Genomic DNA, 23,449 nt, shown 5'->3' on the forward strand with positions numbered 1-23,449 from the left:
TAAAAAATCACCCGCACTTTCTAAAATACGGGTGATTTTCTGTTTTTATCTTAATCTACAATTCTTAGATGAGAAGCCGATTTTGCCGGAACTTTTTTATTGGTTTTTGGTTTATCAACCGCTTCGGTAAAGTTACTCGGCTGATCAGACTGTGGTTGACGGTTTAATTCATCATAAACTGTTTCAGGTTCAAACATTACACCATCACCATTTTCCCGAGCATAAATCGCAAGTGCGGCTCCCATAGGGATATAAAGCTCTCTAGCCACGCCATTAAAACGCGCATTAAATTGAATAAAATCATTCGTAAGTTGCAAGTTTCCCGTGGCACTTGCCGAGAGATTCAGCACAATTTGCCCGTCTTTGACATATTCGGCAGGTACATTTACGCCCCAATATGTGGCATCCACAACCAAATAGGGCGTAAAATCATTATCGCTCAACCAGTCATAATAAGCCCTTAATAAATAAGGTCGTTTTGGAGAGGATTTATATTCCATTATTTATCGTCCATCAGGTTCTTAGGCGCAGCCTCACCTACGGATTGTAAAAAGGAATCTCGACTAAATACACGATCCATATAGCCTTTTAAAGCTTTGCTGCCGGCACCGGTAAATTCTACACCCAATTGTTTTAATTTCCATAGTAATGGGGCGATGTAGCAATCAACCAAACTGAATTCTTCACTCATAAAATAAGGCATTTGTTGGAAAATAGGCGAAACAGCCAATAATTCTTCTTTTAACTGTCTTAATGCTTCCGCACGTTCCGATTCATTGCCTTTTTCCGCTTTCATTAAAGTTGGATACCAATCTTGCTCTATACGCAACATTAAAAGACGAGTTTTCCCCCTTGCAATAGGATAAACCGGCATAAGCGGCGGATGAGGGAAACGTTCATCAAGATATTCCATAATAATACGTGAATTAAATAATACTAAATCACGATCAACCAATGTTGGCAAAGAGCCATAAGGATTTAATTCCATTAAATCTTCCGATAATGCTTGCGGGTTAACTTCTTCATTTTCATAAGCCACCCCTTTTTCCGCCAATACAATTTTCACTTGATGACAGTAAATATCATCTTTATTTGAGAAAAGAGTCATAACAGAACGTTTACTTGATGCATTGGACATTGATTCCTCCGAAGATTCAAAATGCTATATTATTTTTCTTAAAAAAGGTTGGACATTCTAACATAAATCCGCTTTATATTGCCAAATAAATCTGACTTTTTCTTTAGTTTCATAAAGTTACATGATTTTATAAATATAAAAAAAGCAGGGATATTTCCCTGCTTCTGAAACGAAAATAAGAAATTAACGTTTTGAGTATTGTGGACGACGACGTGCTTTGTGCAAGCCCACTTTTTTACGTTCAACACGACGTGCATCACGAGTAACGAAACCGGCTGCACGAAGAGCAGGACGTAAAGTTTCATCGTATTCAATTAATGCACGAGTAATACCGTGACGGATTGCACCGGCTTGACCGGAAATACCACCACCTTTTACAGTGATGTATAGATCTAATTTGTCGGTTAATTCAACCAATTCTAAAGGTTGACGTACAATCATACGTGCAGTTTCGCGACCGAAATACACGTCTAACTCACGTTGGTTGATAGTGATTTTACCACTGCCCGGTTTAATAAATACACGAGCTGAAGAGCTTTTGCGGCGACCTGTGCCGTAGTTTTGATTCTCTGCCATATCCTAAACCTCGTGATTAAATGTCTAATACTTGTGGTTGTTGTGCCGCGTGTTGATGTTCATTACCCGCATACACTTTTAATTTACGGAACATTGCGCGACCTAATGGTCCTTTTGGCAACATACCTTTAACCGCAATTTCAATCACCGCTTCAGGACGGCGAGCGATCATTTCTTTGAAAGTCGCTTGTTTAATACCACCTACATAACCGGTGTGCCAGTAGTAAAGTTTATCTGTTTCTTTACGACCTGTTACCGCCACTTTATCTGCATTGATAACGATGATGTAATCACCGGTATCTACATGCGGAGTGTACTCTGCCTTGTGTTTACCACGAAGACGACGTGCTAATTCAGTAGCTAAACGACCTAAAGTTTTACCTGTCGCATCTACTACATACCAGTCGCGTTTTACCGTTTCTGGTTTTGCTACAAAAGTTTTCATTAATTAATTACCAAAAATTAAGTTTGATACCCAGTGTTTCTATGAAACACAACCATTGATCTTAATCATCACCCCTTCAAGTGTGATACAGATAAAATAATGCACGGTGGGAATCCGTGCACTTACAGGGTCGGCATATTATACATATTTTTCCGTCAAATGCTAATTCTTTGTGTAAAAAATCTTCATAGTTATGTTTATCTTACGAATATTAATATAATTAATGTTTTTAATGAATTTATTAAAATTGACTCATGAATAAAGTTAATTTATTGTCATATCACACAATTAATTCGTAGGAAGAATCACCATGAGCTATGCAAAAGAAATTAATAATCTAAATCAAAACATTGCTGATTTTAATAAAAAAATCAACGTATCCTTTGAGTTTTTTCCTCCTAAAAATGAAAAAATGGAAAATCTGCTATGGGAATCAATTCATCGTTTAAAAGTGTTAAAACCGAAATTTGTCTCTGTAACCTATGGCGCAAATTCCGGTGAACGGGATCGTACACACGGTATTGTAAAAGCAATTAAACAGGAAACCGGGTTAGAAGCTGCGCCTCATTTAACCGGCATTGATGCCACCTCTGAAGAATTGAAAAAGATCGCTCAAGATTATTGGGATAGCGGTATCCGCCGTATTGTTGCATTACGTGGAGATGAACCGAAAGGTTATGATAAAAAACCGTTCTACGCGTCCGATTTAGTGGCACTACTCCGATCGGTTGCTGATTTTGATATTTCCGTTGCCGCGTACCCGGAAGTCCATCCGGAAGCAAAATCGGCGCAAGCGGATTTAATTAACTTAAAACGTAAAATTGATGCAGGTGCAAACCATATTATTACTCAATTTTTCTTTGATATTGATAGTTATCTACGCTTCCGTGATCGTTGTGCGTCTATTGGCATTGATACGGAAATAGTGCCGGGTATTCTACCTGTAACGAACTTTAAGCAGCTTCAGAAAATGGCGTCATTTACCAATGTGAAAATACCAAGTTGGCTAACAAAAGCCTATGATGGATTAGATGATGATCCGACTACCCGCAATCTTGTTGCCGCAAGTGTTGCTATGGATATGGTGAAGATTTTATCCAGTGAAGGGGTGAGTGATTTCCATTTTTACACGCTTAATCGTAGTGAATTAACCTATGCGATTTGCCATATGTTGGGAGTTCGCCCGTCAGTCTAGAAAACAAAAGTGCGGTTAAAATTAACCGCACTTTTTACTTTAAATTCGCCTTGCTTGCCAAAACGTTTTTGTCCAGTAAGGTGTATTCATCGAAGAATAAATAACGCCACCTTTCGTAGAGGCGTGAAGAAATTTACCATCTTTAACATAGATCCCAACATGATAACCGTTCGGCCCACGTCCTGTTTTAAAGAAAATTAGGTCACCGGTTTGAATGTCTTCCTTACGAATAAGTTTTCCATGTCTAGCCTGTTCTTTTGTCGTTCTAGGTAAAGCAATATTAAAACGATCAAAAAAAGTTTTTTGAACAAATCCGGAACAATCTACCCCATGTCTGGATTTTCCGCCTAATACATAAGGCGTTCCCGCCCATTCATACTGTTGTTCGCTCAATAACGTAATTGCCATAATAGGATCATCAATTTTTCCTTTATAATTAATGGCATAATTTTCCTTTTCGGAATACCCTGAAGAACAAGCAAATAACAGCATTGTAGTAAAAACAAGAAGTAACCTTTCAATCGATCTCATTTTATATCTCAAAGAACAAAAGTGCGGCTAAAAATAACCGCACTTTTCATTTATCGACTTATTTTCGCTTTTTCAACTCTCGTACGTAATTTCTGCCCCGGTTTAAATGCCACCACACGGCGTGCTGAAACCGGTACGCTTTCCCCTGTTTTAGGATTACGTCCCGGACGAGAAGCTTTATCACGTAATTCAAAATTACCGAATCCCGATAATTTCACATCACAGCCAGATTCAAGAGATAAGCGAATTTCTTCAAAAAAATCATCCACTAAGTTCTTAGCCTCTAATTTTTGCAACCGATATTTTTCAATTAAAAATTCGGTAATATCAATTTTTGTAAGCGTCATAGGTTTAGTCTCTTAATTCAGCGTTAAAACGTTGTTTAACTTCATCTAACACAGCGGAAATTACAGCGTTGATTTCATCGTCTTCCAAGGTTTTTTCATTGTCTTGAATCGTCAAACTGATAGCAAGGCTCTTTGTACCTGACGGTACGCCAATACCTTTATACACATCAAATAAATTCACTTGAGTGAGTTTTTCCCCACCAGCTTGCTTACATGCATCAATGACATCACCAGCAGCAATTTCATCCGCTACCACAAGTGCCAAGTCTCGGCGATTCGCCGGGAATTTGGAAATTTTCCTTGCTTGTATGACATTCCGATTTGCAATTGCGTTCCATAAAATTTCAAATACAACTATTTTTCCATTTAACCCCAATTTTTGAGAAACTGATGGATGAAGCGTACCAATAAAGCCAATTTCTTTACCGTCCAGTTCGATTGATGCAGATTGTCCCGGATGTAATGCCGCAAAAGTTTTTGCGACAAAACGTACTTTATTTCCCACTCCGGTTAAAGACAACAGGCTTTCTAAATCGCCTTTTAAATCAAAGAAATCTACTGATTCCGCTTTATTATTCCAACTTTCGTTACTTGTCGTACCACTCATTACCGCACTTAATACAAATTCTTGACGTACGCCGAATTCAGCATCGGCATCAGGAATAAATCGTAATCCCGTTTCAAACAAGCGAACACGGTTTTGTTGACGGTTTTGGTTATATAGCACTGCTCCGAGTAAGCCGCTTAACAATGAAACTCGCATTACCGACATTTCGGTGGAAATAGGGTTTGGTAGCGCTAGCGCCTCCTGATGAGGATGCAATAGACTTTGTACTTTTGGATCAACGAAACTATAAGTGATCGCTTCTTGGTAATCTGAATCTACAAGTGCGGTCTTAATTCGGGCTAAATCCAATACGGCTTCTTTATGATCACGCATACGCAAATGTGCCAGCGGTGCATTGTTTGGAATGCTGTTATAACCATAAATACGCGCAACTTCTTCAATTAAATCTTCTTCAATATCAATATCGAAACGCCAGCTTACTGAGGTTACCGTCCATACATTATTTTCGTATTGAACATCAAAACCGAGGCGTTCAAAAATATCGGTAACAATCTCGGTTTCAATATGATGCCCCAGTAAAGCATCTAATTTCTCACGATGAAGTTGAATTTTTTTGACTTTCGGTAAAAATTCTTCATTTACCGCCTCATTAATTGCTCCACTCTCACCGCCACAAATTTCAAGTAATAATGCCGTTGCACGCTCCATTGCATGATGTGCTAATTCAAAATCAACCCCACGCTCAAAACGGTGTGACGCATCCGTATGTAAACCATATTGTCTTGCTCGACCGGCAATCGCTAGCGGAGTAAAGAAGGCCGCTTCCAAAATAACATCTTTAGTTTCAGAGGTAACACTACTTGCTTGTCCCCCAAAGATCCCTGCCATCGCAAGCGGGCCATTTGCATCCGCAATCAGTAAAGTATTTGATTGTAATTTTGCCGTGTTGCCATCTAGTAAAATCAGTTCTTCACTATCTTTTGCCAAACGCACTTGTACCGGTTGTACAACTTTTGACGCATCAAAGGCATGCATCGGTTGGCCTAATTCAAGTAAAATATAATTTGTAATATCAACGACAGGATCAATAGAACGTATACCGCAACGACGCAATTTCTCTTTCATCCACATCGGTGAATCGGCTTTTACATTCACATTTTTTACCAATCGAAGTAAATAACGCGGGCAGGCTTCCGGCGCGACAAGTTCAATATCAATTTTATCTGAAATTGTTGCCGGCACTACGTCAAAGTGCGGTCGATTTACCGACTGTTTATTAACAACAGCAATTTCACGGGCAATCCCTGCTATACTTAAGCAGTCCGCACGGTTCGGGGTTAAACTGATCTCAATAGCTTTATCGTTTAAATTCAAATATTGACGAAAATCTGTGCCGATTGGTGCATCTTGCGGCAACTCTATAATTCCCTCAGCATCAATATCAATACCAAGTTCAGAAAATGAGCAAAGCATACCCTCTGACAGTTGACCGCGTAATTTGGTTTTCTTAATTTTGAAATTACCCGGCAATACCGCTCCTTCCGTAGCACAAGCAACCTTTAATCCTTGACGGCAATTCGGTGCACCACACACGATATCTAATAATCTGTCACTACCGATATTAACCTTCGTCACACGTAATTTATCCGCATCAGGATGTTGGGCGCACTCAACCACTTCTCCGATAACAACGCCGGTAAAATCACCCGCAACATTTTCTACGCCGTCCACTTCCAGCCCTAGCATGGTGATTTGATCACATAATTGTTCCGTAGAAACAGCCGGATTAACCCATTCTCTTGCCCACTGCTCGCTAAATTTCATTATTCTTTATCCTTTAAAATTTGTTATATATAACCTCGTTTTGAGGGTATATCTGAAAAATAATTTATTTGAATTGTTTCAAAAAACGTAAATCGTTTTCAAAGAATGAACGCAAATCTGTGACGTTGTAGCGTAACATAGTTAATCGCTCAACGCCCATTCCCACTGCGAAACCGGAATATTCATTCGGATCGATTCCTGCATTACGTAATACATTCGGGTGAACCATACCACAGCCTAATACTTCAAGCCATTTGCCGTTTTTGCCCATGACATCCACTTCTGCCGAAGGCTCGGTAAAGGGAAAATAAGAAGGTCGGAAACGTACTTTTAAATCTTCTTCAAAAAAAGCACGTAAGAAATCATGTAATAAACCTTTTAACTCTGTAAAGTTTACTTTTCTATCCACATAAAGTAATTCAACTTGATGGAACATTGGCGTGTGTGTTTGATCATAGTCGTTACGATAAACACGCCCCGGTGCCATAATACGAATTGGAGGTTGCATTTTCTCCATAGTACGGATTTGTACCCCTGAAGTTTGAGTACGCAATAATAATTCGGGATTAAACCAAAATGTATCATGGTCAGCACGTGCCGGATGATGTTTTGAAATATTTAACGCATCAAAATTATAATAATCACTTTCAATTTCAGGGCCATTTTCTACTGAAAAACCAAGTTCCGAAAAAAATTGAGTAATGCGATTAATTGTTATAGAAACAGGGTGTAACCCACCTTTTTCCACTTTTTTACCCGGTAAAGTTACATCTATGCGTTCTTTTTCGAGTTTAGCATTCAGTTCCTCTTGTTCCCACTCAGCTTTTTTCGTGTTCAAAAACTCAAGCACAACTTGTTTGACTTCATTTATTTTTGCCCCTACTGCCGGGCGTTCTTCTACTGCAATATTTCTCAGTTCTTGCATTAATTGCGTGAAATGACCTTTCTTACCAAAATATTCAACACGAATCTCATCCAGTGCTACTAAACTCTTATTCTCGATCGAATTAATCGCCGATTTTGCTTTATCGGCAAGATCTTTCAGATGCTGCATAGTTTCCTCTGATTTACTTTTATCTAAAAAATTCTTGTAATAATAATACCAATGCATTAAAAAATCACGTTTTTATTTATGTTTGAGGGATATCAGTCCACTAGAGTTAAATGCAATTTCGAAAAGACTCTCTGTTTTTAAACGCAGAGTTAAATTTGCCACTATGAGAGCCATAACCACCTGAATTCTTTTGTACAAATTCTACGTAAATTCTGACCTCACTTTTATAGTGTTATAGAAAAGAGGATAAGGTATAAGCTTGATAATTAACTATCAATATTAATTAGGAAAGTTAGAGGATGAGTTAAGATAAAAAATAGCATAACCAAAGTTATGCTATCTGTTTAATCAAAATTATTTTTGATAAAGTGGTGTAGGACCTTGTGTACCACCATTCATTTGGCTTGCGTCTTGATGTAATTTCATCAAAGAACCTGAAGAAGTGATTTCTACACGACGGTTAGGACGTAAACAATCTTTTTCTTCTTTACTTGCGTGACGGAAACCTTCACAAGCTTTAACCTGTGGGTTTTTACCATAGCCGACAGCCGTGATCTGAGCTTTTACACCATCTTCAATTAGACGTGCTTTTACACGATTTGCACGACGTTGAGAAAGATTCAAATTGTAAGCATCAGAACCTAAACGGTCAGTATAACCCGCTACTTTAACCTCTTGCGCATTTGCTGATTTTAGTTGAGCAGCAACATTATCAACCACTTCTTTACCACGTGGAGTCAATACATCTTTATTGAAATCAAACAAGAAATCACCGCTTAGAGTATATGCAGACTGACCGTTACATCCGTTTGGATACCAGAAGAAACTTTGTGCGTTATGGTTTTTATCAAATAAGATTTTATATTGACAGATTTTATGCACACCGTTTTCACGATAGTTAAATGCATAATCCCATTCTTCTACACCATATAAACCTTCAGAGAAATGTGGACGACCAATCAAATTGTAGAGTTGATCTTTATTCATACCACGTTCAATCATACGTACATTATCCCAGTTTGGCCATGAACCAAATTGGCTACCGTCATGATTAAAACCTGAACTGTCAATTTTTGGCCATACCAGTTGTGGTACTTGAACGCCATCAACGTCTTTATACTCAGGCATACCTTCAGAAGTAACTTTGCTTAAGTTACCGCAAGCTGCAACTGTCGCGATGGCAGCTGCAGATAATAAAATACGAGATAATTTCATGTTTTTACCTTTTAACCATTAAAAAGTGCCATCCTTGTAATCAAGAAACACACAACTAAACTTTACTAATTCTAAATGAGAAAACTATAAAAGTTTCGAGGGGCTATACTAATAGTAAAAGACAAATTTGTAAATATTAAACTATGACTGAAGTATTCTATTTACAATGATTTTTGTAAAGTAATGTAAAAGCTTAATGAATAAAATCTCGATAAGTTTTATTCATATAACCTTGAATAAGTGCGTTAGCACTCTCTTCTGCCTGCTGCCCTAACTTTTTCAATAATGTTTTTTTAACCTTATAAGTCACGCCAATAACCAATTTATCTTTCATCATATTAAGTAAAAGATCATCACTGGTAGAAATCCCGTCTATTAATTGTAATTCTAACGCTTGCGTGCCGAACCAATGTTCACCGGTAGAAACTTTATTCACATCTAACTGAGGTCGATTTTGACGGACGAATTGTTTAAATAATTCATGGGTTTCTTCTAATTCTTGTTGGAATTTTTGTTTTCCTTTTTCAGTATTTTCCCCTAGCATCGTTACCGTGCGCTTAAATTCTCCTGCAGTCATCACATCGACATCAACATCATGTTTTTTTAATAGCCGATGAATATTCGGTATTTGAGCAACCACACCAATCGATCCAATAATAGCAAAAGGTGCAGCAATAATGTGATCCGCCACACAAGCCATCATATAACCGCCACTTGCCGCCACTTTATCAATCGCAATAGTTAATTTGATTCCTTTTTGTTTTAAACGCGCTAACTGCGAGGCTGCCAAGCCGTATCCATGCACAACGCCACCGGGACTTTCTAAACGTAGTAATACTTCGTCATCAGCTTTGGCTACATTCAGAATTGCTGAAATTTCCTCACGAAGTGCGGTTGTCTGTGAGGCAGAAATATCACCTTTAAAATCTAAAACATAAACACATGATTTAGGTTTATCAAGTGGTTCACCTTTTTTCAATTTTGCTTTTAACTCTTTTGATTTTTGTTTTTCAGCTTTCTTTTCTGCTTTTTTTTGCTGTTTTAACTCTTCATCTGATAAATAAAAATCACGCAAATATTTAACTCTGTTCTCAAAATCCTCGGATAAATTGCTAATTACCAGCTCACCTTGCTCTGCCTCCTTATTTCGGCGGGCAGAAATAATAAATGCCGCAATCGCTGCAATGACAAGTAAAATTGTTAAGATTTCTAAAATAAAAATACCGTAGCCGGTTAAAATATCTGACCACATAAAATACTCTCCTCTAATTTTATGGTTCGAACATTCTACTTGAGTCTAACGCCAAGCTCTAACTTTTTATGGAAAATTTCGGGATTTAAGGTAAACTAGCCAGACTTTTTACTATTCTTATTACACCTAGGGGTTCGTATGTCTAAAATTTCATCTGTTGCAGATGTATTACAAGGAAAAGTCGCGATTGGTGAAAATGTTACTGTGCGTGGCTGGGTTCGTACTCGTCGCGATTCTAAAGCGGGACTCTCATTCTTAACCGTCTATGACGGTTCTTGTTTTGATCCTATCCAAACGATTATTAACAATGATATTGAAAATTATGAAAACGAAGTTTTACGTCTCACAACCGGCTGTTCGGTTGTTGTGACCGGTAAAATCGTTGAATCACCGGCAGAAGGTCAAGCTGTTGAGTTACAAGCTGAAAAAGTCGAAGTGGCCGGTTTCGTAGAAGATCCCGATTCCTACCCAATGGCAGCCAAACGCCATTCTATCGAATACTTACGCGAAGTCGCACACTTACGTCCACGCACCAATATTATCGGAGCCGTAGCGCGTGTACGTCACTGTTTAGCCCAAGCCATTCATCGTTTCTTCCATGAGCAAGGCTTTTATTGGGTTGCAACTCCGCTTATTACAGCTTCAGATACGGAAGGTGCAGGCGAAATGTTCCGAGTTTCGACTTTAGATCTTGAAAATCTTCCGCGTAATGAAGAAGGTGCGGTCGATTTTAGCCAAGATTTCTTTGGTAAAGAATCTTTTTTAACGGTTTCCGGTCAATTAAACGGTGAAACCTATGCCTGTGCATTAAGCAAAATTTATACTTTCGGCCCAACTTTCCGTGCAGAAAACTCTAACACCACCCGCCATCTTGCAGAATTCTGGATGGTTGAACCGGAAGTTGCCTTTGCCACATTAGAGGATAATGCAAAATTGGCTGAAGACATGTTGAAATATGTTTTCCGTGCTGTATTGGCTGAACGTAAAGATGACTTAAAATTCTTTGAAAAACACATCGATAAAGATGTGATTAGCCGTTTGGAAAACTTCGTTGCATCCGATTTCGCGCAAATAGATTACACCGATGCCATTGAAGTGTTATTAAAATCCGGTAAGAAATTTGAATTCCCGGTTTCTTGGGGAATCGATCTTTCTTCTGAACACGAACGCTATCTAGCGGAAGAATATTTCAAATCTCCGGTTGTGGTAAAAAACTATCCGAAAGATATTAAAGCTTTCTATATGCGTTTAAATGATGACGGAAAAACGGTTGCCGCAATGGACGTATTAGCACCGGGAATTGGTGAAATTATTGGCGGTTCACAACGTGAAGAACGTTTAGAAGTGCTTGATAAACGTATGGAAGAAATGGGGTTAGATCCGAAAGATTACTATTGGTATCGTGATCTTCGTAAATATGGCACAGTGCCTCATTCCGGTTTTGGACTCGGGTTTGAACGCTTAATTGTGTATGTCACCGGAGTACAAAATATTCGTGATGTTATTCCATTCCCTCGTACACCGCGTAATGCGAATTTTTAATCAAAAATAGAGCTAACTTGACCGCACTTTCTTGTGCGGTCAAATTTTTATTGTTTTAAGGAAAGTAAAATGAAAAAAATTGAACAGCTTTTCGCTAATAATTTAAGCTGGGCACAACGAATGAAAGAGGAAAATTCCACTTATTTTAAAGAGCTTGCTGATCACCAAACACCTCATTATCTTTGGATTGGCTGTTCCGATAGTCGTGTTCCTGCAGAAAAACTGACAAATTTAGAGCCGGGTGAATTATTTGTTCATCGTAATGTGGCAAATCAAGTTATTCATACGGATCTCAACTGTCTTTCCGTTGTGCAATATGCCGTTGATGTGCTAAAGATTGAACATATTATCATTTGTGGACATACTAATTGCGGTGGCATTAAAGCCGCTATGGCAGATCAAGATCTAGGTTTAATTAATAATTGGTTGCTCCATATTCGAGATATTTGGTTTAAACATAGCCATTTACTTGGAAAACTTTCACCAGAAAAACGTGCCGATATGCTGACTAAAATTAATGTCAATGAGCAGGTGTATAATCTCGGTCGCTCTTCCATTATAAAAAGTGCTTGGGAACGTGGGCAGAAACTTTCTTTACACGGCTGGGTATATGATGTGAATGATGGTTTTCTAATTGATCAAGGAGTGATAGCAACAAGCCGTGAAAGCCTTGAAATTTCTTATCGTAACGCCATCGCTCGTTTACTCACTTTAGGTGAAGAAGATATCCTTAAAAAAGAACATACAGAATAGAAAAATGCGGTTAAAATTGACCGCACTTTTTGCATTTTACGAGATTATGTCGCAATGGCACAAAACCGATATTTTAATGCCACTCCGCCTCTATCTAATCAAGAATTTCAATCGTTTATCTTGTGTGTTTGCTACATAATACCGGTATTCTCCTTTTGGAGAATCAAAGATTATTTTATTTCACTCAAGCTATTAAATAATCCATCATCCTGAGTTGGTATTTGCAAATAAAAACCCTGTGATTTAATTTTTTCCTCTACTTCATTTTTATCGGCATGATGAAGCGGTTTATTACCGGATAAATTAAACATCATCACAAGTTCGGGTTTACCAAAATGTTCCAATAAATTTCCGGGAACGGTAGAGAAATCATCACGTTTTTGAATATAAAGGTAACTACCCGCTTTTTTCTTACTTTTATAAATCGCACATAACATTTTTACCTTGCCCCTATAAAGAAAATCCCCACTGGAAACGCCAGCAGGGATTTATTCTATTTTATAAAATTATTTTGCTGCGTCTTTCACTGCATCTACAGCTTCAGCCGCTTTTTCAGTTGCAGATTCTTTCATTGAAGACATTGCTTCTTTTGCCGAATCCATTTTTTCTGCTGCTGAGTCTTTCATTTTAGAAGCCTTGTCGCTCATTGCCTCTTTCATTTCCGCCATTTTTTCCATAGTGGAATCTTTAACTTCCGCTACTTTAGCTTTTGCAGCCTCTCCGGCTTCTTCAACTTTCGCTACTGCCGCGTCTTTCATTTCAGTTGCTTTTTCCACAGCTTTATCTTTTGCATCTGCTGCTACAGACTTTGCTGAATCTACGGCATTCATTGTTGCCTCTTTCGCATCAGACACTGCCTGTTTTGCTGCGTCTTTTACATCTGAGGCGGCTTGTTTCGCTGAATCTTTAACATCTGATGCCACACTTACCGCAGCCTCTTTTACATCTGCAGCCGCATTGGCTGTCGCCTCTTTTGCCGCTTCAACTTTTTGTGCTGTTTCTTGTTTATCAAAACAACCTGTTACTGCTAAACTTGCGCCTAATACTAATGTCGCTAATACTGTCTTTTTCATTTTTATCTCCTAATAATAAGTACATAGACTAGCAAAGCATACTTGCTTTGTGCAAGGTATAGTTTACGTAAAAATCAAATAGTCGAAAACAAAATTTACACTTTAGAAAAAGAAAACTACTGTCTTTAATCTTAACTTTTAATCATAACCAATTGAAAAACAATAGTTTTATAAAAAGTTCCCCGTTTAAAATTTATTTTTTGTAAAGAAAATTAAAAATGTAAAATGTTTATATTTTAGACAAATTAAAGCATTTCAGGTGAATAACTGTAGCTCATGATCTGCCCTTTTCCATTTTTCCAATCAACTTGAGCAATGGTTGCCGGATAAAAACTAATCGGGTTTCGTTTACCATAAAGCTCTGCAACAATTTCTCCAACTAACGGCAAATGGGAAATAATAAGGATATTTTCTATGCCTTTCGTTTCCAATACTGATAAATAATCTACCACCAATTCTGCCGATCCGTAAGGTGTAATGCCTTCCCAAATTTCTAAATTAGCCTGTAGTTCCGAATCAAATGCCAAATTCACTTGCTCAAAAGTCTCTAAAGCACGTTGATAGGGGCTGACTAATATACTATTAAATGAAAGTGCGGTTGATTTTGTCGTATTTTTTAACCATTCTCCCTGCACAAAAGCTTGTTTTCTTCCATATTCGGTTAAACGACGATCTTTGTCGGCTTTAGCCATCACTTCGGCTTCGCCATGACGCATGATAAAAATTTTCATATTTGCTTTCCTAAATTAAAGAAAAAACCGACCGCTCTTTTTAGAGCGGTCGTATCAATTAGTTTGTCTTCACTGCTTCAGCAATTTCTTCTGCATATTGTTGGGCCATTTCACCATCTTGGCATTCTACCATGACACGGATTAGCGGTTCTGTGCCGGATTTACGCAATAGAATTCGCCCCTTACCTTCTAAACGTCTTTCTACATCTGCTGCAATGGCTTTTACCTTATCACTTTCCAATGGATTTTCCCCACCGGTGAAATGTACATTAATTAATACTTGAGGGAATAACTTCACTGCACTAGCCAATTCATTGAGTGAAAGTTTATGTTGAACCATTGCAGCCAAGACAGCTAATGAAGCAACAATCCCATCTCCCGTAGAATTTTTATCGGAAATAATAATATGACCGGAGTTTTCTCCCCCTAGCGTCCAATTATTTTCTAACATTTTTTCAAGTACATAACGATCCCCTACATTTGCGCGCAAAAACGGTACGCCTAGCATTTTGAGTGCGATTTCAAGGCTCATATTACTCATTAACGTTCCTACTACACCACCTTTTAATTGACCGGAACGCAGTGCTTCACGAGCAATAATAAAGAGGATTTGATCGCCGTCTATTTTATTTCCGAGGTGATCAACCATCATAATACGGTCGCCATCGCCATCATAGGCTAAACCGATGTCCGCTTTCACTTCCAACACTTTTTCTTGTAATGTCCGAATATCCGTTGCGCCACATTTTTCATTGATATTAACACCATTCGGATCCGTGCCAATCTCAATCACTTCCGCACCGAGTTCACGTAATACATTCGGTGCAATGTGATAGGTTGCGCCGTTTGCACAATCTACCACGATTCGATAGCCTTCTAAGCCTAAATGAGCCGGGAACGTGCCTTTACAGAATTCAATATAACGTCCGGCCGCATCATTAATGCGACGAGCTCTACCTAATTCTGCCGATTCAACACAATCCATTGGCTGTTCAAGCATTGCTTCAATCGCTTCCTCAATTTCATCCGGCAATTTTGTCCCTTGTGCAGAGAAAAATTTAATGCCGTTATCATAATAAGGATTATGAGAGGCTGAAATAACGATACCGGCTTCCGCACGGAAAGTACGGGTTAAATAAGCAATTGCCGGTGTTGGCATTGGTCCGGTAAAGGCTGCGGATAGTCCGGCAGCAGCTAATCCCGCCTCTAACGCCGATTCCAACATATAGCCGGAAATACGCGTATCTTTACCGATTAAGACGGTTTTTGATCCCTGTGAAGCAAGCACTTTACCTGCCGCCCAGCCTAATTTTAATGCAAAATCAGGCGTAATCGGATAAGTTCCCACTTTACCACGCACGCCATCCGTACCGAAATATTTACGATTTGCCATAATAAATTCCCTTATTTCTCAATTTTTTCTAAAAAATTAGGCGTGCTCTGTTGCCAACCAAACTTTGAGTGCATCTGATGTCGCTGCTACATCATGTACACGCAAAATCTTCGCCCCATGTTGAGCAGCAATTAATGCCCCAGCAACACTGCCCGTCATTCTTTCATCAACAGGTTTATCCAACACCGCACCAATCATTGATTTGCGCGATAACCCCGCAAGCACAGGGTATCCCTCTTCACAAAACCTATTTAACTGCTGCAATAACTTATAATTGTGTTGAACGGTTTTACCAAAGCCAAACCCCATATCCCAAATTAAATTTTCTTTTCTTATTCCTGCTGTAATACATTGTTCCGAACGTTCCCGTAAAAAAGTGAGGACATCTTGCACGACATCTTGATATTGAGGATTGGTTTGCATCGTGCTTGGTTGTCCTTGCATATGCATAATACAAACGGGTAAATCCAGTTCTGCGGCAACTTGTAAGGCATTTGGTTCCTGTAAGGATCGAATATCATTGATTAAATCCATTCCAATTTTTGCCGCCTCTTGCATCACTATCGCCTTAGAAGAATCTACTGAAATCCAGCAATCGAATCGTTTCCGCACAGCTTCGACTAAGGGGATTACCCGTAATAATTCTTCTTGTTCCGACACCTCATTCGCCATGGGGCGTGTAGATTCCCCACCAATATCAATAATATTTGCCCCTTCATTTAGCATTTTTTCTACCTGGAACAATGCCTTATCAAGGGTAAAAAACTTTCCGCTATCTGAAAAAGAGTCCGGTGTAAAATTTAAAATTCCCATAATCTGAGGAAATGATAGATCAAGAGATTTTTGATTGGCGTAAAGTTTCATAAAGTGCGGTCAATTCCTAGGGTAAGTTTAAGGCTGAGATTATAACCAAATATGCTAAGGAAAAAAATCATTCAGTAAAAATAAAGCCTCCCATTAGGAGGCTATATTTGATTATTCTGAATCTTGTGTTTTTTCGACCGCACTTTCCGATTTGCTTTCAGGAGATACGTTCGAATAAGCCGCTTGTGAGGCTTTCGGCTCTTCCCAGCCTGATGGCGGAGTGATCGGTTCACGATTCATCAGCTGTTTAATTTGCACTTCTTCAATCGTTTCATATTTCACAAGCGCATCTTTCATCGCATGCAAAATATCCATATTATCAATAAGAATTTGTCTTGCACGCTCATAGTTACGGCCTATGATTGCACGAACTTCCTCATCGATAAGATGTGCGGTTTCATCAGACATATGTTTCGCTTTTGCCATTGAGCGACCTAAGAATACTTCACCTTCATCTTCGGAATAAAGAATTGGCCCCAGTTTCTCAGAGAAACCCCATTGCGTTACCATATTACGGGCAATATTGGTTGCCACTTTAATATCATTAGAAGCACCGGTCGAAATATTTTCTTCACCGTAAATCAAATCTTCAGCCAAACGCCCTGCATAAAGGGTAGAAAGTTTACTTTCTAATTGTTTTTGGCTAATGCTGACCTGATCGCCTTCAGGTAAGAAAAATGTAACCCCTAATGCACGGCCACGAGGAATAATCGTTACTTTATGAACAGGATCATGTTCAGGCACTAAATATCCCACAATGGCATGACCTGCCTCATGATAAGCCGTCGATTCTTTTTGTTTCTCCGTCATAATCATAGTGCGGCGTTCCGGTCCCATATTAATTTTGTCTTTTGCTTTTTCAAACTCAAGCATGGAAACTTTACGTTTATTATTACGGGCGGCAAATAGCGCAGCTTCATTGACAAGGTTAGCCAGATCCGCACCGGAATAACCTGGTGTACCACGAGCTAATGTCATGGCATCGACATCGTCAGCCAACGGTACTTTACGCATATGTACTTTTAAAATTTGCTCACGGCCTTTTACATCCGGTAATCCCACCACGACTTGACGGTCAAAACGACCCGGACGGGTTAATGCCGGATCCAATACATCCGGACGGTTAGTTGCGGCAATAACAATCACCCCGTCGTGACCACCAAAACCATCCATTTCAACAAGCATTTGGTTAAGGGTTTGCTCACGCTCATCATGACCGCCGCCTAAACCGGCACCACGTTGGCGACCCACCGCATCAATTTCATCAATAAAGATCAAACAAGGCGCATTTTTCTTCGCTTGTTCAAACATATCTCGTACACGGGAAGCCCCCACACCAACGAACATTTCAACGAAATCAGAACCTGAAATAGTAAAAAACGGCACTTTGGCTTCACCGGCAATGGCTTTTGCCAATAGGGTTTTACCGGTACCCGGAGGGCCTACCATCAAAATCCCTTTTGGAATTTTTCCGCCTAAATTTTGGAATTTGGTCGGATCACGTAAGAAATCGACAATCTCGCCTACTTCTTCTTTTGCTTCATCACAACCCGCCACATCGGCAAAAGTAACTTTGATTTGATCTTGGCTTAACATTTTTGCGCGGCTTTTACCAAAGCTCATTGCCTTACCGCCACCGCCTTGCATTTGACGCATAAAGAAAATCCACACGCCCACAAGAAATAGCATTGGAAACCAAGAAATTAAAATTTGTGAAATTAAGCTACGTCTTTCAAACGGCGTCCCCTCTACTTTCACTTTCTTACTTAATAAATCATCAAGTAATTTCTTATCTTCCAATGGTGGCATAACAGTCATATATTTTGAGCCATCGTTTTTTGTTACCGTAATTTCATTGGTATCAAAACGCGCTTCTCTTACTTGACCATTGCTCACATCGTAAACAAATGTCGTATAATCGGTGGAATTTTCTACCGAATTAGAATTGAAACTCTGGTAAGCCGTCATCATAACAACTGCTACCACAATCCAGAGCACCAAATTTTTGACCATATCGTTCAAAGTTTAACCTGCCTTTCCTAAGTTAATAAATTCGTCACAAGATACTATATATCATAGCCCTTGAAAAGCTATCAAAGTGATTCACCTTTATAGCCCGTAGCCACAATATAAACCTCACGGGAACGTCCGCGTGAAGCCTCCGGTTTTCGGACTTTCACCACATTAAAAAGAGAGCGGATCTCTTTCAAATATTCATCAAATCCCTCTCCTTGGAATACTTTCACCACAAAACTGCCTTTTATTGCCAACACTTGCTTGCACATATCTAATGCCAGTTCCACCAAATACATCGCACGGGGAATATCAACCGATGGCATACCGCTGAAGTTGGGTGCCATATCCGACATCACCACATCTACCTTGGCTTCACCTACCTGTTCCAGCAAGGCATTGAGGACATTTTCATCACGAAAATCGCCTTGTAAAAAATCGACTCCCACGATCGGATCCATTTCCAAAATATCACAAGCAATCACTTTGCCATTGCTACCGATTTGGCTTACCACGTATTGCGACCATCCACCCGGTGCCGCCCCAAGATCGACAACAGTCATTCCCGATTTAAATAATTTGTCCGTTTGCTGAATTTCATCAAGTTTAAAATAAGCACGGGAACGCAGTTTTTGCTTATGTGCTTTTTGTACAAACGGATCTTTAAAATGTTCGTTTAGCCAACGAGAAGAACTCGCCGAACGTTTTTTCTTTCCCATAATTTCTGTCTTTCGTACTATTTTTTGTAGTAGTTTCGCCTATATTTGGGTACAATCTGCCAAATTCAAGACTTGATGAGCTTAAAAACAGAGAAAATCGCTGTTTTTTCTGACCGCTCTTTTTGTTATTCGTATTCATTTATAGGATTCCTTATGACAACCTTATCAACCAAACAAAAACAATTTTTAAAGGGCCTTGCCCACCATCTAAACCCAGTTGTTATGCTCGGTGGCAATGGTTTAACCGAGGGCGTACTTGCCGAGATTGAAAACGCATTGGATCACCATGAGCTTATTAAAGTAAAAATTGCAGGTGCCGATCGTGAAACCAAACAATTAATTATTGACGCTATTGTTCGAGAAACCCAAGCCTCAAACGTTCAAACTATCGGGCATATTCTCGTGCTTTACAAAGCCAGCGAAGAGAAGAAAATACAACTTCCACGGAAATAATCATTACTAAAGTGCGGTGAAAAATGACCGCACTTTTTTTATTTCCTAGATATACTCGACTGCAATAATTTCAAATTCAACTGCACCGCCCGGTGTCACAATATTTACAGTATCATCCAGTTCTTTACCGATTAAACCGCGTGCAATCGGTGAATTCACAGAAATCAAACCTGATTTAATATCCGCTTCATCATCGCCGACAATTTTATAAGTAATTTCTTCCTCAGTATCGGTATTCACCAATACGACTGTTGCACCAAAAATCACTTTGCCGTTATTCGGTAACTTAGTGACATCAATTAGCTGACTATTTGCCAATTTGCCTTCAATCTCTTGAATTCGTCCTTCACAAAAGCCTTGTTGTTCACGTGCGGCGTGATATTCTGCATTTTCTTTTAAATCGCCGTGTTCACGGGCTTCTGCAATGGCCTTAATAATTTCGGGGCGACGAACATTTTTCAAGAAATCCAATTCTTCTCTCAACAGCTCTGCACCACGCATAGTCATTGGGATTTGTTTCATAACTTTATTCCTTAAAATTTAACAAAAAGAAAACTACGGCAAAATTGAAAAAACATTGCCGTAGCGACTTAAAATTAACTATCCACAAGAAAATGATTTACTCTCGTGAGTTCGGGGACTATTATTGTCCGTCTTGAAAGAAATAGCAACCAGAACCGTTAATAATGGAAAAAATATCTTCAATTTCAACCGCACTTAAAGCAATATTTTTTACACTCGGCTTTTCCCTTCCCAGCTATGCAAAAATTGACTTTCCCTTGATTACTGAATATTTGCCCGAAGGGGCAAGTATAGGCGTTATTGCTAAAAATCTAAATCAAGATCAAATCATTGCGGATTATCACAGCACGACCTTTATGCTACCGGCAAGTACACAAAAAGTGTTTACCGCCGTTGCGGCAAAATTAGTGCTTGGTGATGATTTCAAATTTGATACCACTCTTTTAACCAATGGCAAAATTCAAAATGGGCTGTTAGAAGGCAATTTAATCGTGCATTTTACCGGCGATCCGGATCTCACCAGCGGACAACTTTATAGCTTACTTGTCGAATTAAAAAAACAAGGCATCAATAAAATTAATGGTGATCTCATCCTGGATACTTCCGTGTTCTCCAGCCATGATCGGGGGCTAGGTTGGATTTGGAATGATTTGACCATGTGTTTCAACTCCCCACCTTCCGCCGCCAATATTGATAATAACTGTTTTTATGCGGAATTAGATGCGAATCAAGCGCCGGGGGAAACCGTTAAAATTAATGTGCCGGCGCAATTTCCCATCCAAGTTTTCGGACAAGTTTATGTAGCAGACAGTCGTGAATCCCCCTATTGTCAATTAGATGTGGTAGTACATGATAATAATCGTTATCAAGTTAAAGGTTGCCTTGCCCGTCAAACAAAACCCTTCGGTTTAAGTTTTGCCGTACAAGATCCCGATGCTTATGCAGCAGCGATTATTCAACGTCAATTAAAACGATTAGGCATTGAATTTAACGGAAAAGTATTACAACCGCAAAAACCACAACAAGGGCAATTATTGGCACAACATTTCTCTAAACCTTTACCGGATTTATTGAAAAAAATGATGAAAAAATCCGATAATCAAATTGCAGATTCTCTATTTCGATCCATAGCCTACCATTACTATAAGCGTCCGGCATCCTTTCAACTCGGTACATTAGCGGTTAAATCCGTTTTACAAAAGCAAGGAATCAAATTCGGTAATAGTATCTTGGCTGACGGTTCGGGTCTTTCACGGCATAACTTAGTTGCGCCTAAAACCATGCTTTCCATACTGGAATACATTGCGAAAAATGAAGATAAACTGCATTTAATGGAAACGTTCCCTGTTGCAGGCGTTGACGGCACTATCAGCGGACGTGGCGGATTGATTAATCCACCGTTAGTCAAAAATGTCATCGCCAAAACCGGCTCATTAAAAGGGGTTTACAACCTGGTGGGCTTTATGACAAATGCCCGTGGCGAGAAGATCGCCTTTGTCCAATTTATTAACGGTTATTCTACCGGCGAACTTGAAAATAAAACGAAACGCGCCCCTTTGGTGCAATTTGAAAGCGGATTGTATAATCAATTATATAAAGAATAATAAAACAACAGGATAAAACATAAAGAAATTTAACCGCACTTTGAGTAACAGCGTTCTAAACCCAACTCAAAGTGCGGTTAATTTTAACTGAGTTTTCGATAATCTATGATTATTGAGCGCCGAGTAAAGCCGGGACTTTCAATAAAATTAATTCATTATCGTCTTGGCGATTAGGTTCTCGGCTTGATGAAAAAGGGAAGTTGTTATCATTGCCGACAATAATGTGTTCATTATCAACAACATCAAGATTCTCAATAGTAAAGAACGGGAATTTCAATACTCCGTCATTCAAAGGTTTAAGACTCACTTTATTTGGATCGGAAATATTCAACAAATCAATATATGCTATTTTTTTCACGGCTTTACCGACATTATCAGAGGAAAATGCCACTTTATAAACCCGCTTAAATTTTGCCGGATCAGAAAAACAATGTGTCGTATCCGTAAGATTTTTACAGCCTTTATCCTCTGTTCCTTCACCGTTATCCCGTTCTATAATCAAGCCGTTTTTTGCATCAAGCAGATTAAAATCCCCAATCGCATTGTTTTCGTTTTCTAGAGGATAAAACCAATAACGCCCAGTCCATTCTTGTTTATCAACAGCAAATTCCAAAATACGTAATGCAACCTTGCCGTCCACTGTTTCCCAACTTTGTTTTTTCTCATCCCACAAAGGTCCTTCCAATAATGGGTAAAGATATTTACCGTCAGGTGAGGCAGCCATGCCTTCATAACCTTTCGAACGTTTTAAATTGACATTTTTGTGGCGACCGTTTGGTATGCCCGGTGAGACGATTTGATAATGATCAGGCGACTGAACTTTTATTCCGTCTATTTCCGTTTCAAACACAGATAATACTTTTCCGTCTAAATCCGTTTTGATTAAATACGGGCCGAATTCATCGCCAATCCAAATATTATTGCCGATAATTTGAAAGCTTTCCGTGTCAAAATCCGCCCCGGTTAAATATCTTTCCTTTGTATCTTCATGCACAATACGGAACGGTACTTTCTTATCAGGATCCGTTAAAAAGACCGTCTTAAGCGATTCAAATTCGCCCTTCGACCAATTAATTTGATATTGATTCAAGTAAAGCATCGAATCTGGTGAATTAGCTTTACTGCCAAAGCCATTATCGGTAAGGATCCACACGGTATCTTTTCCAACCACTTTTATGCCGGAATGACCTTGTCTCGGCTGATTTTGAATCGGTAAAAAAGAACCCGTTTCACGATCTTTTGATTTTCCCGGTACGGATTGCAATTTTTCTACCCGCTTTAACGTCGTATATTTTCCTGCTGTTTTTAAGTCATTCGGTGCGTCATTCGGTACGCTAACTACTGCATTTGCCGGTAACACGGCATGGCCTGCCAATTCAGCCGGAGTTTCAAAAGCGACAGGTGTTTCTGCAACACTAGCCATACTTAAAGCTAAGCCCAACATAGCAAAGTAATGTTTATTTTTCATATCGTTTCCTCGTTAGTTTATTGCGATTAAAGAGAATACTTTGTAAAAGTGACGAGAATATGACGATAAATAAAAAAGAAATCTGCACATAATCACAACATACTATCTTGTGCAGATTTATATTGACGACATAACAGCTAAAAAACCGCCCTTTAAGTCAAAAACCAAA

At 39.0% G+C, this 23,449-nt stretch carries 25 protein-coding genes; 6 read left to right on the forward strand and 19 right to left on the reverse strand.

The window, feature by feature from the left end; genetic code table 11:
* Nucleotides 1-50 precede the first annotated feature (50 nt).
* From PNEUHYL_RS06100 to rplM, 4 genes are all read right to left on the reverse strand, one after another.
* Nucleotides 51-500, reverse strand: coding sequence for a ClpXP protease specificity-enhancing factor (locus tag PNEUHYL_RS06100; RefSeq protein ID WP_059366322.1), 450 nt, complete (start codon nucleotides 498-500; stop codon nucleotides 51-53).
* The gene (gene sspA, locus PNEUHYL_RS06105) at nucleotides 500-1,138 is read right to left on the reverse strand and encodes a stringent starvation protein SspA (RefSeq protein WP_059366323.1); all 639 of its coding nucleotides are present in this window, start codon (nucleotides 1,136-1,138) and stop codon (nucleotides 500-502) included. Before sspA ends, PNEUHYL_RS06100 begins: the two co-directional genes overlap by 1 nt.
* Nucleotides 1,139-1,321: 183 nt before the next feature.
* Entirely contained in the window at nucleotides 1,322-1,714 is a 393-nt protein-coding gene (rpsI, locus tag PNEUHYL_RS06110; RefSeq protein ID WP_059366324.1) for a 30S ribosomal protein S9, read from the reverse strand.
* 16 nt (nucleotides 1,715-1,730) lie between these two features.
* A complete protein-coding gene (rplM, locus tag PNEUHYL_RS06115) occupies nucleotides 1,731-2,159 on the reverse strand; it encodes a 50S ribosomal protein L13 (RefSeq protein WP_018355584.1) in 429 nt (142 codons plus the stop codon).
* Between the two features lie 310 nt (nucleotides 2,160-2,469).
* On the opposite strand from rplM, the gene metF reads away from it, so the two are divergent.
* Entirely contained in the window at nucleotides 2,470-3,354 is an 885-nt protein-coding gene (gene metF, locus PNEUHYL_RS06120) for a methylenetetrahydrofolate reductase (RefSeq protein WP_059366325.1), read from the forward strand.
* A 39-nt stretch (nucleotides 3,355-3,393) separates the two neighbouring features.
* Here the strand turns inward: metF and PNEUHYL_RS06125 are convergent, their stop codons facing one another.
* The 6 genes from PNEUHYL_RS06125 to sohB form a co-directional block, all read right to left on the reverse strand.
* Nucleotides 3,394-3,885 carry a C40 family peptidase gene (locus PNEUHYL_RS06125; RefSeq protein ID WP_059366326.1) on the reverse strand — a complete coding sequence of 164 codons (492 nt, stop codon included), beginning with the start codon at nucleotides 3,883-3,885 and terminating at the stop codon, nucleotides 3,394-3,396.
* Between the two features lie 50 nt (nucleotides 3,886-3,935).
* Nucleotides 3,936-4,232 (reverse strand): integration host factor subunit alpha, encoded by a 297-nt coding sequence (locus tag PNEUHYL_RS06130; protein WP_059366327.1) that lies wholly within the window; start codon nucleotides 4,230-4,232, stop codon nucleotides 3,936-3,938.
* A 4-nt stretch (nucleotides 4,233-4,236) separates the two neighbouring features.
* Nucleotides 4,237-6,624, reverse strand: coding sequence for a phenylalanine--tRNA ligase subunit beta (gene pheT, locus PNEUHYL_RS06135; RefSeq protein ID WP_059366328.1), 2,388 nt, complete (start codon nucleotides 6,622-6,624; stop codon nucleotides 4,237-4,239).
* A 64-nt stretch (nucleotides 6,625-6,688) separates the two neighbouring features.
* Nucleotides 6,689-7,678, reverse strand: a complete 990-nt coding sequence (gene pheS / locus PNEUHYL_RS06140) for a phenylalanine--tRNA ligase subunit alpha (RefSeq protein WP_059366329.1) — start codon at nucleotides 7,676-7,678, stop codon at nucleotides 6,689-6,691.
* Between the two features lie 354 nt (nucleotides 7,679-8,032).
* Nucleotides 8,033-8,893 (reverse strand): OmpA family protein, encoded by an 861-nt coding sequence (locus PNEUHYL_RS06145; RefSeq protein WP_059366330.1) that lies wholly within the window; start codon nucleotides 8,891-8,893, stop codon nucleotides 8,033-8,035.
* 193 nt (nucleotides 8,894-9,086) lie between these two features.
* On the reverse strand, nucleotides 9,087-10,145 hold the full coding sequence (gene sohB / locus PNEUHYL_RS06150) for a protease SohB (RefSeq protein ID WP_059366331.1): 1,059 nt from the start codon (nucleotides 10,143-10,145) through the stop codon (nucleotides 9,087-9,089).
* 138 nt (nucleotides 10,146-10,283) lie between these two features.
* On the opposite strand from sohB, the gene asnS reads away from it, so the two are divergent.
* From asnS to PNEUHYL_RS13720, 3 genes are all read left to right on the forward strand, one after another.
* On the forward strand, nucleotides 10,284-11,687 hold the full coding sequence (gene asnS, locus PNEUHYL_RS06155) for an asparagine--tRNA ligase (RefSeq protein ID WP_059366332.1): 1,404 nt from the start codon (nucleotides 10,284-10,286) through the stop codon (nucleotides 11,685-11,687).
* A 69-nt stretch (nucleotides 11,688-11,756) separates the two neighbouring features.
* Nucleotides 11,757-12,440 (forward strand): carbonate dehydratase, encoded by a 684-nt coding sequence (can, locus tag PNEUHYL_RS06160; RefSeq protein WP_059366333.1) that lies wholly within the window; start codon nucleotides 11,757-11,759, stop codon nucleotides 12,438-12,440.
* A gap of 4 nt (nucleotides 12,441-12,444) precedes the next feature.
* Nucleotides 12,445-12,579 carry a hypothetical protein gene (locus PNEUHYL_RS13720; protein ID WP_255204530.1) on the forward strand — a complete coding sequence of 45 codons (135 nt, stop codon included), beginning with the start codon at nucleotides 12,445-12,447 and terminating at the stop codon, nucleotides 12,577-12,579.
* 31 nt (nucleotides 12,580-12,610) lie between these two features.
* Here PNEUHYL_RS13720 and PNEUHYL_RS06165 read toward each other — a convergent pair whose 3' ends face one another.
* From PNEUHYL_RS06165 to rlmE, 7 genes are all read right to left on the reverse strand, one after another.
* A complete protein-coding gene (locus tag PNEUHYL_RS06165) occupies nucleotides 12,611-12,877 on the reverse strand; it encodes a YcgL domain-containing protein (RefSeq protein WP_059366334.1) in 267 nt (88 codons plus the stop codon).
* A gap of 69 nt (nucleotides 12,878-12,946) precedes the next feature.
* Nucleotides 12,947-13,513, reverse strand: a complete 567-nt coding sequence (locus tag PNEUHYL_RS06170) for a prolipoprotein diacylglyceryl transferase (RefSeq protein ID WP_059366335.1) — start codon at nucleotides 13,511-13,513, stop codon at nucleotides 12,947-12,949.
* 245 nt (nucleotides 13,514-13,758) lie between these two features.
* Nucleotides 13,759-14,244 carry a phosphohistidine phosphatase SixA gene (sixA, locus tag PNEUHYL_RS06175; RefSeq protein ID WP_059366336.1) on the reverse strand — a complete coding sequence of 162 codons (486 nt, stop codon included), beginning with the start codon at nucleotides 14,242-14,244 and terminating at the stop codon, nucleotides 13,759-13,761.
* 58 nt (nucleotides 14,245-14,302) lie between these two features.
* Nucleotides 14,303-15,637, reverse strand: a complete 1,335-nt coding sequence (gene glmM, locus PNEUHYL_RS06180) for a phosphoglucosamine mutase (RefSeq protein ID WP_059366337.1) — start codon at nucleotides 15,635-15,637, stop codon at nucleotides 14,303-14,305.
* Nucleotides 15,638-15,673: 36 nt separating this feature from the next.
* Nucleotides 15,674-16,501, reverse strand: a complete 828-nt coding sequence (gene folP, locus PNEUHYL_RS06185) for a dihydropteroate synthase (protein ID WP_059366338.1) — start codon at nucleotides 16,499-16,501, stop codon at nucleotides 15,674-15,676.
* Between the two features lie 111 nt (nucleotides 16,502-16,612).
* Complete coding sequence (gene ftsH, locus PNEUHYL_RS06190) at nucleotides 16,613-18,514, reverse strand: ATP-dependent zinc metalloprotease FtsH (RefSeq protein WP_059366339.1); 1,902 nt, start codon at nucleotides 18,512-18,514, stop codon at nucleotides 16,613-16,615.
* Nucleotides 18,515-18,594: 80 nt separating this feature from the next.
* Nucleotides 18,595-19,233: a 23S rRNA (uridine(2552)-2'-O)-methyltransferase RlmE gene (rlmE, locus tag PNEUHYL_RS06195; RefSeq protein WP_059366340.1), complete on the reverse strand. Its 639-nt coding sequence runs from the start codon at nucleotides 19,231-19,233 to the stop codon at nucleotides 18,595-18,597.
* A 153-nt stretch (nucleotides 19,234-19,386) separates the two neighbouring features.
* Here rlmE and yhbY point away from each other — a divergent pair, with 153 nt between their 5' ends.
* Nucleotides 19,387-19,686 carry a ribosome assembly RNA-binding protein YhbY gene (yhbY, locus tag PNEUHYL_RS06200; RefSeq protein ID WP_059366341.1) on the forward strand — a complete coding sequence of 100 codons (300 nt, stop codon included), beginning with the start codon at nucleotides 19,387-19,389 and terminating at the stop codon, nucleotides 19,684-19,686.
* A 45-nt stretch (nucleotides 19,687-19,731) separates the two neighbouring features.
* On the opposite strand, the gene greA is transcribed toward yhbY, so the two are convergent.
* Nucleotides 19,732-20,208: a transcription elongation factor GreA gene (gene greA / locus PNEUHYL_RS06205; RefSeq protein WP_059366342.1), complete on the reverse strand. Its 477-nt coding sequence runs from the start codon at nucleotides 20,206-20,208 to the stop codon at nucleotides 19,732-19,734.
* A 164-nt stretch (nucleotides 20,209-20,372) separates the two neighbouring features.
* Here greA and dacB point away from each other — a divergent pair, with 164 nt between their 5' ends.
* Nucleotides 20,373-21,812 (forward strand): serine-type D-Ala-D-Ala carboxypeptidase, encoded by a 1,440-nt coding sequence (gene dacB / locus PNEUHYL_RS06210; protein WP_059366343.1) that lies wholly within the window; start codon nucleotides 20,373-20,375, stop codon nucleotides 21,810-21,812.
* A 109-nt stretch (nucleotides 21,813-21,921) separates the two neighbouring features.
* On the opposite strand, the gene PNEUHYL_RS06215 is transcribed toward dacB, so the two are convergent.
* Complete coding sequence (locus PNEUHYL_RS06215) at nucleotides 21,922-23,280, reverse strand: esterase-like activity of phytase family protein (RefSeq protein WP_059366344.1); 1,359 nt, start codon at nucleotides 23,278-23,280, stop codon at nucleotides 21,922-21,924.
* Nucleotides 23,281-23,449 lie beyond the last annotated feature (169 nt).

Source organism: Rodentibacter caecimuris (assembly GCF_001019715.1).
GTDB classification, from domain to species: domain Bacteria; phylum Pseudomonadota; class Gammaproteobacteria; order Enterobacterales; family Pasteurellaceae; genus Rodentibacter; species Rodentibacter caecimuris.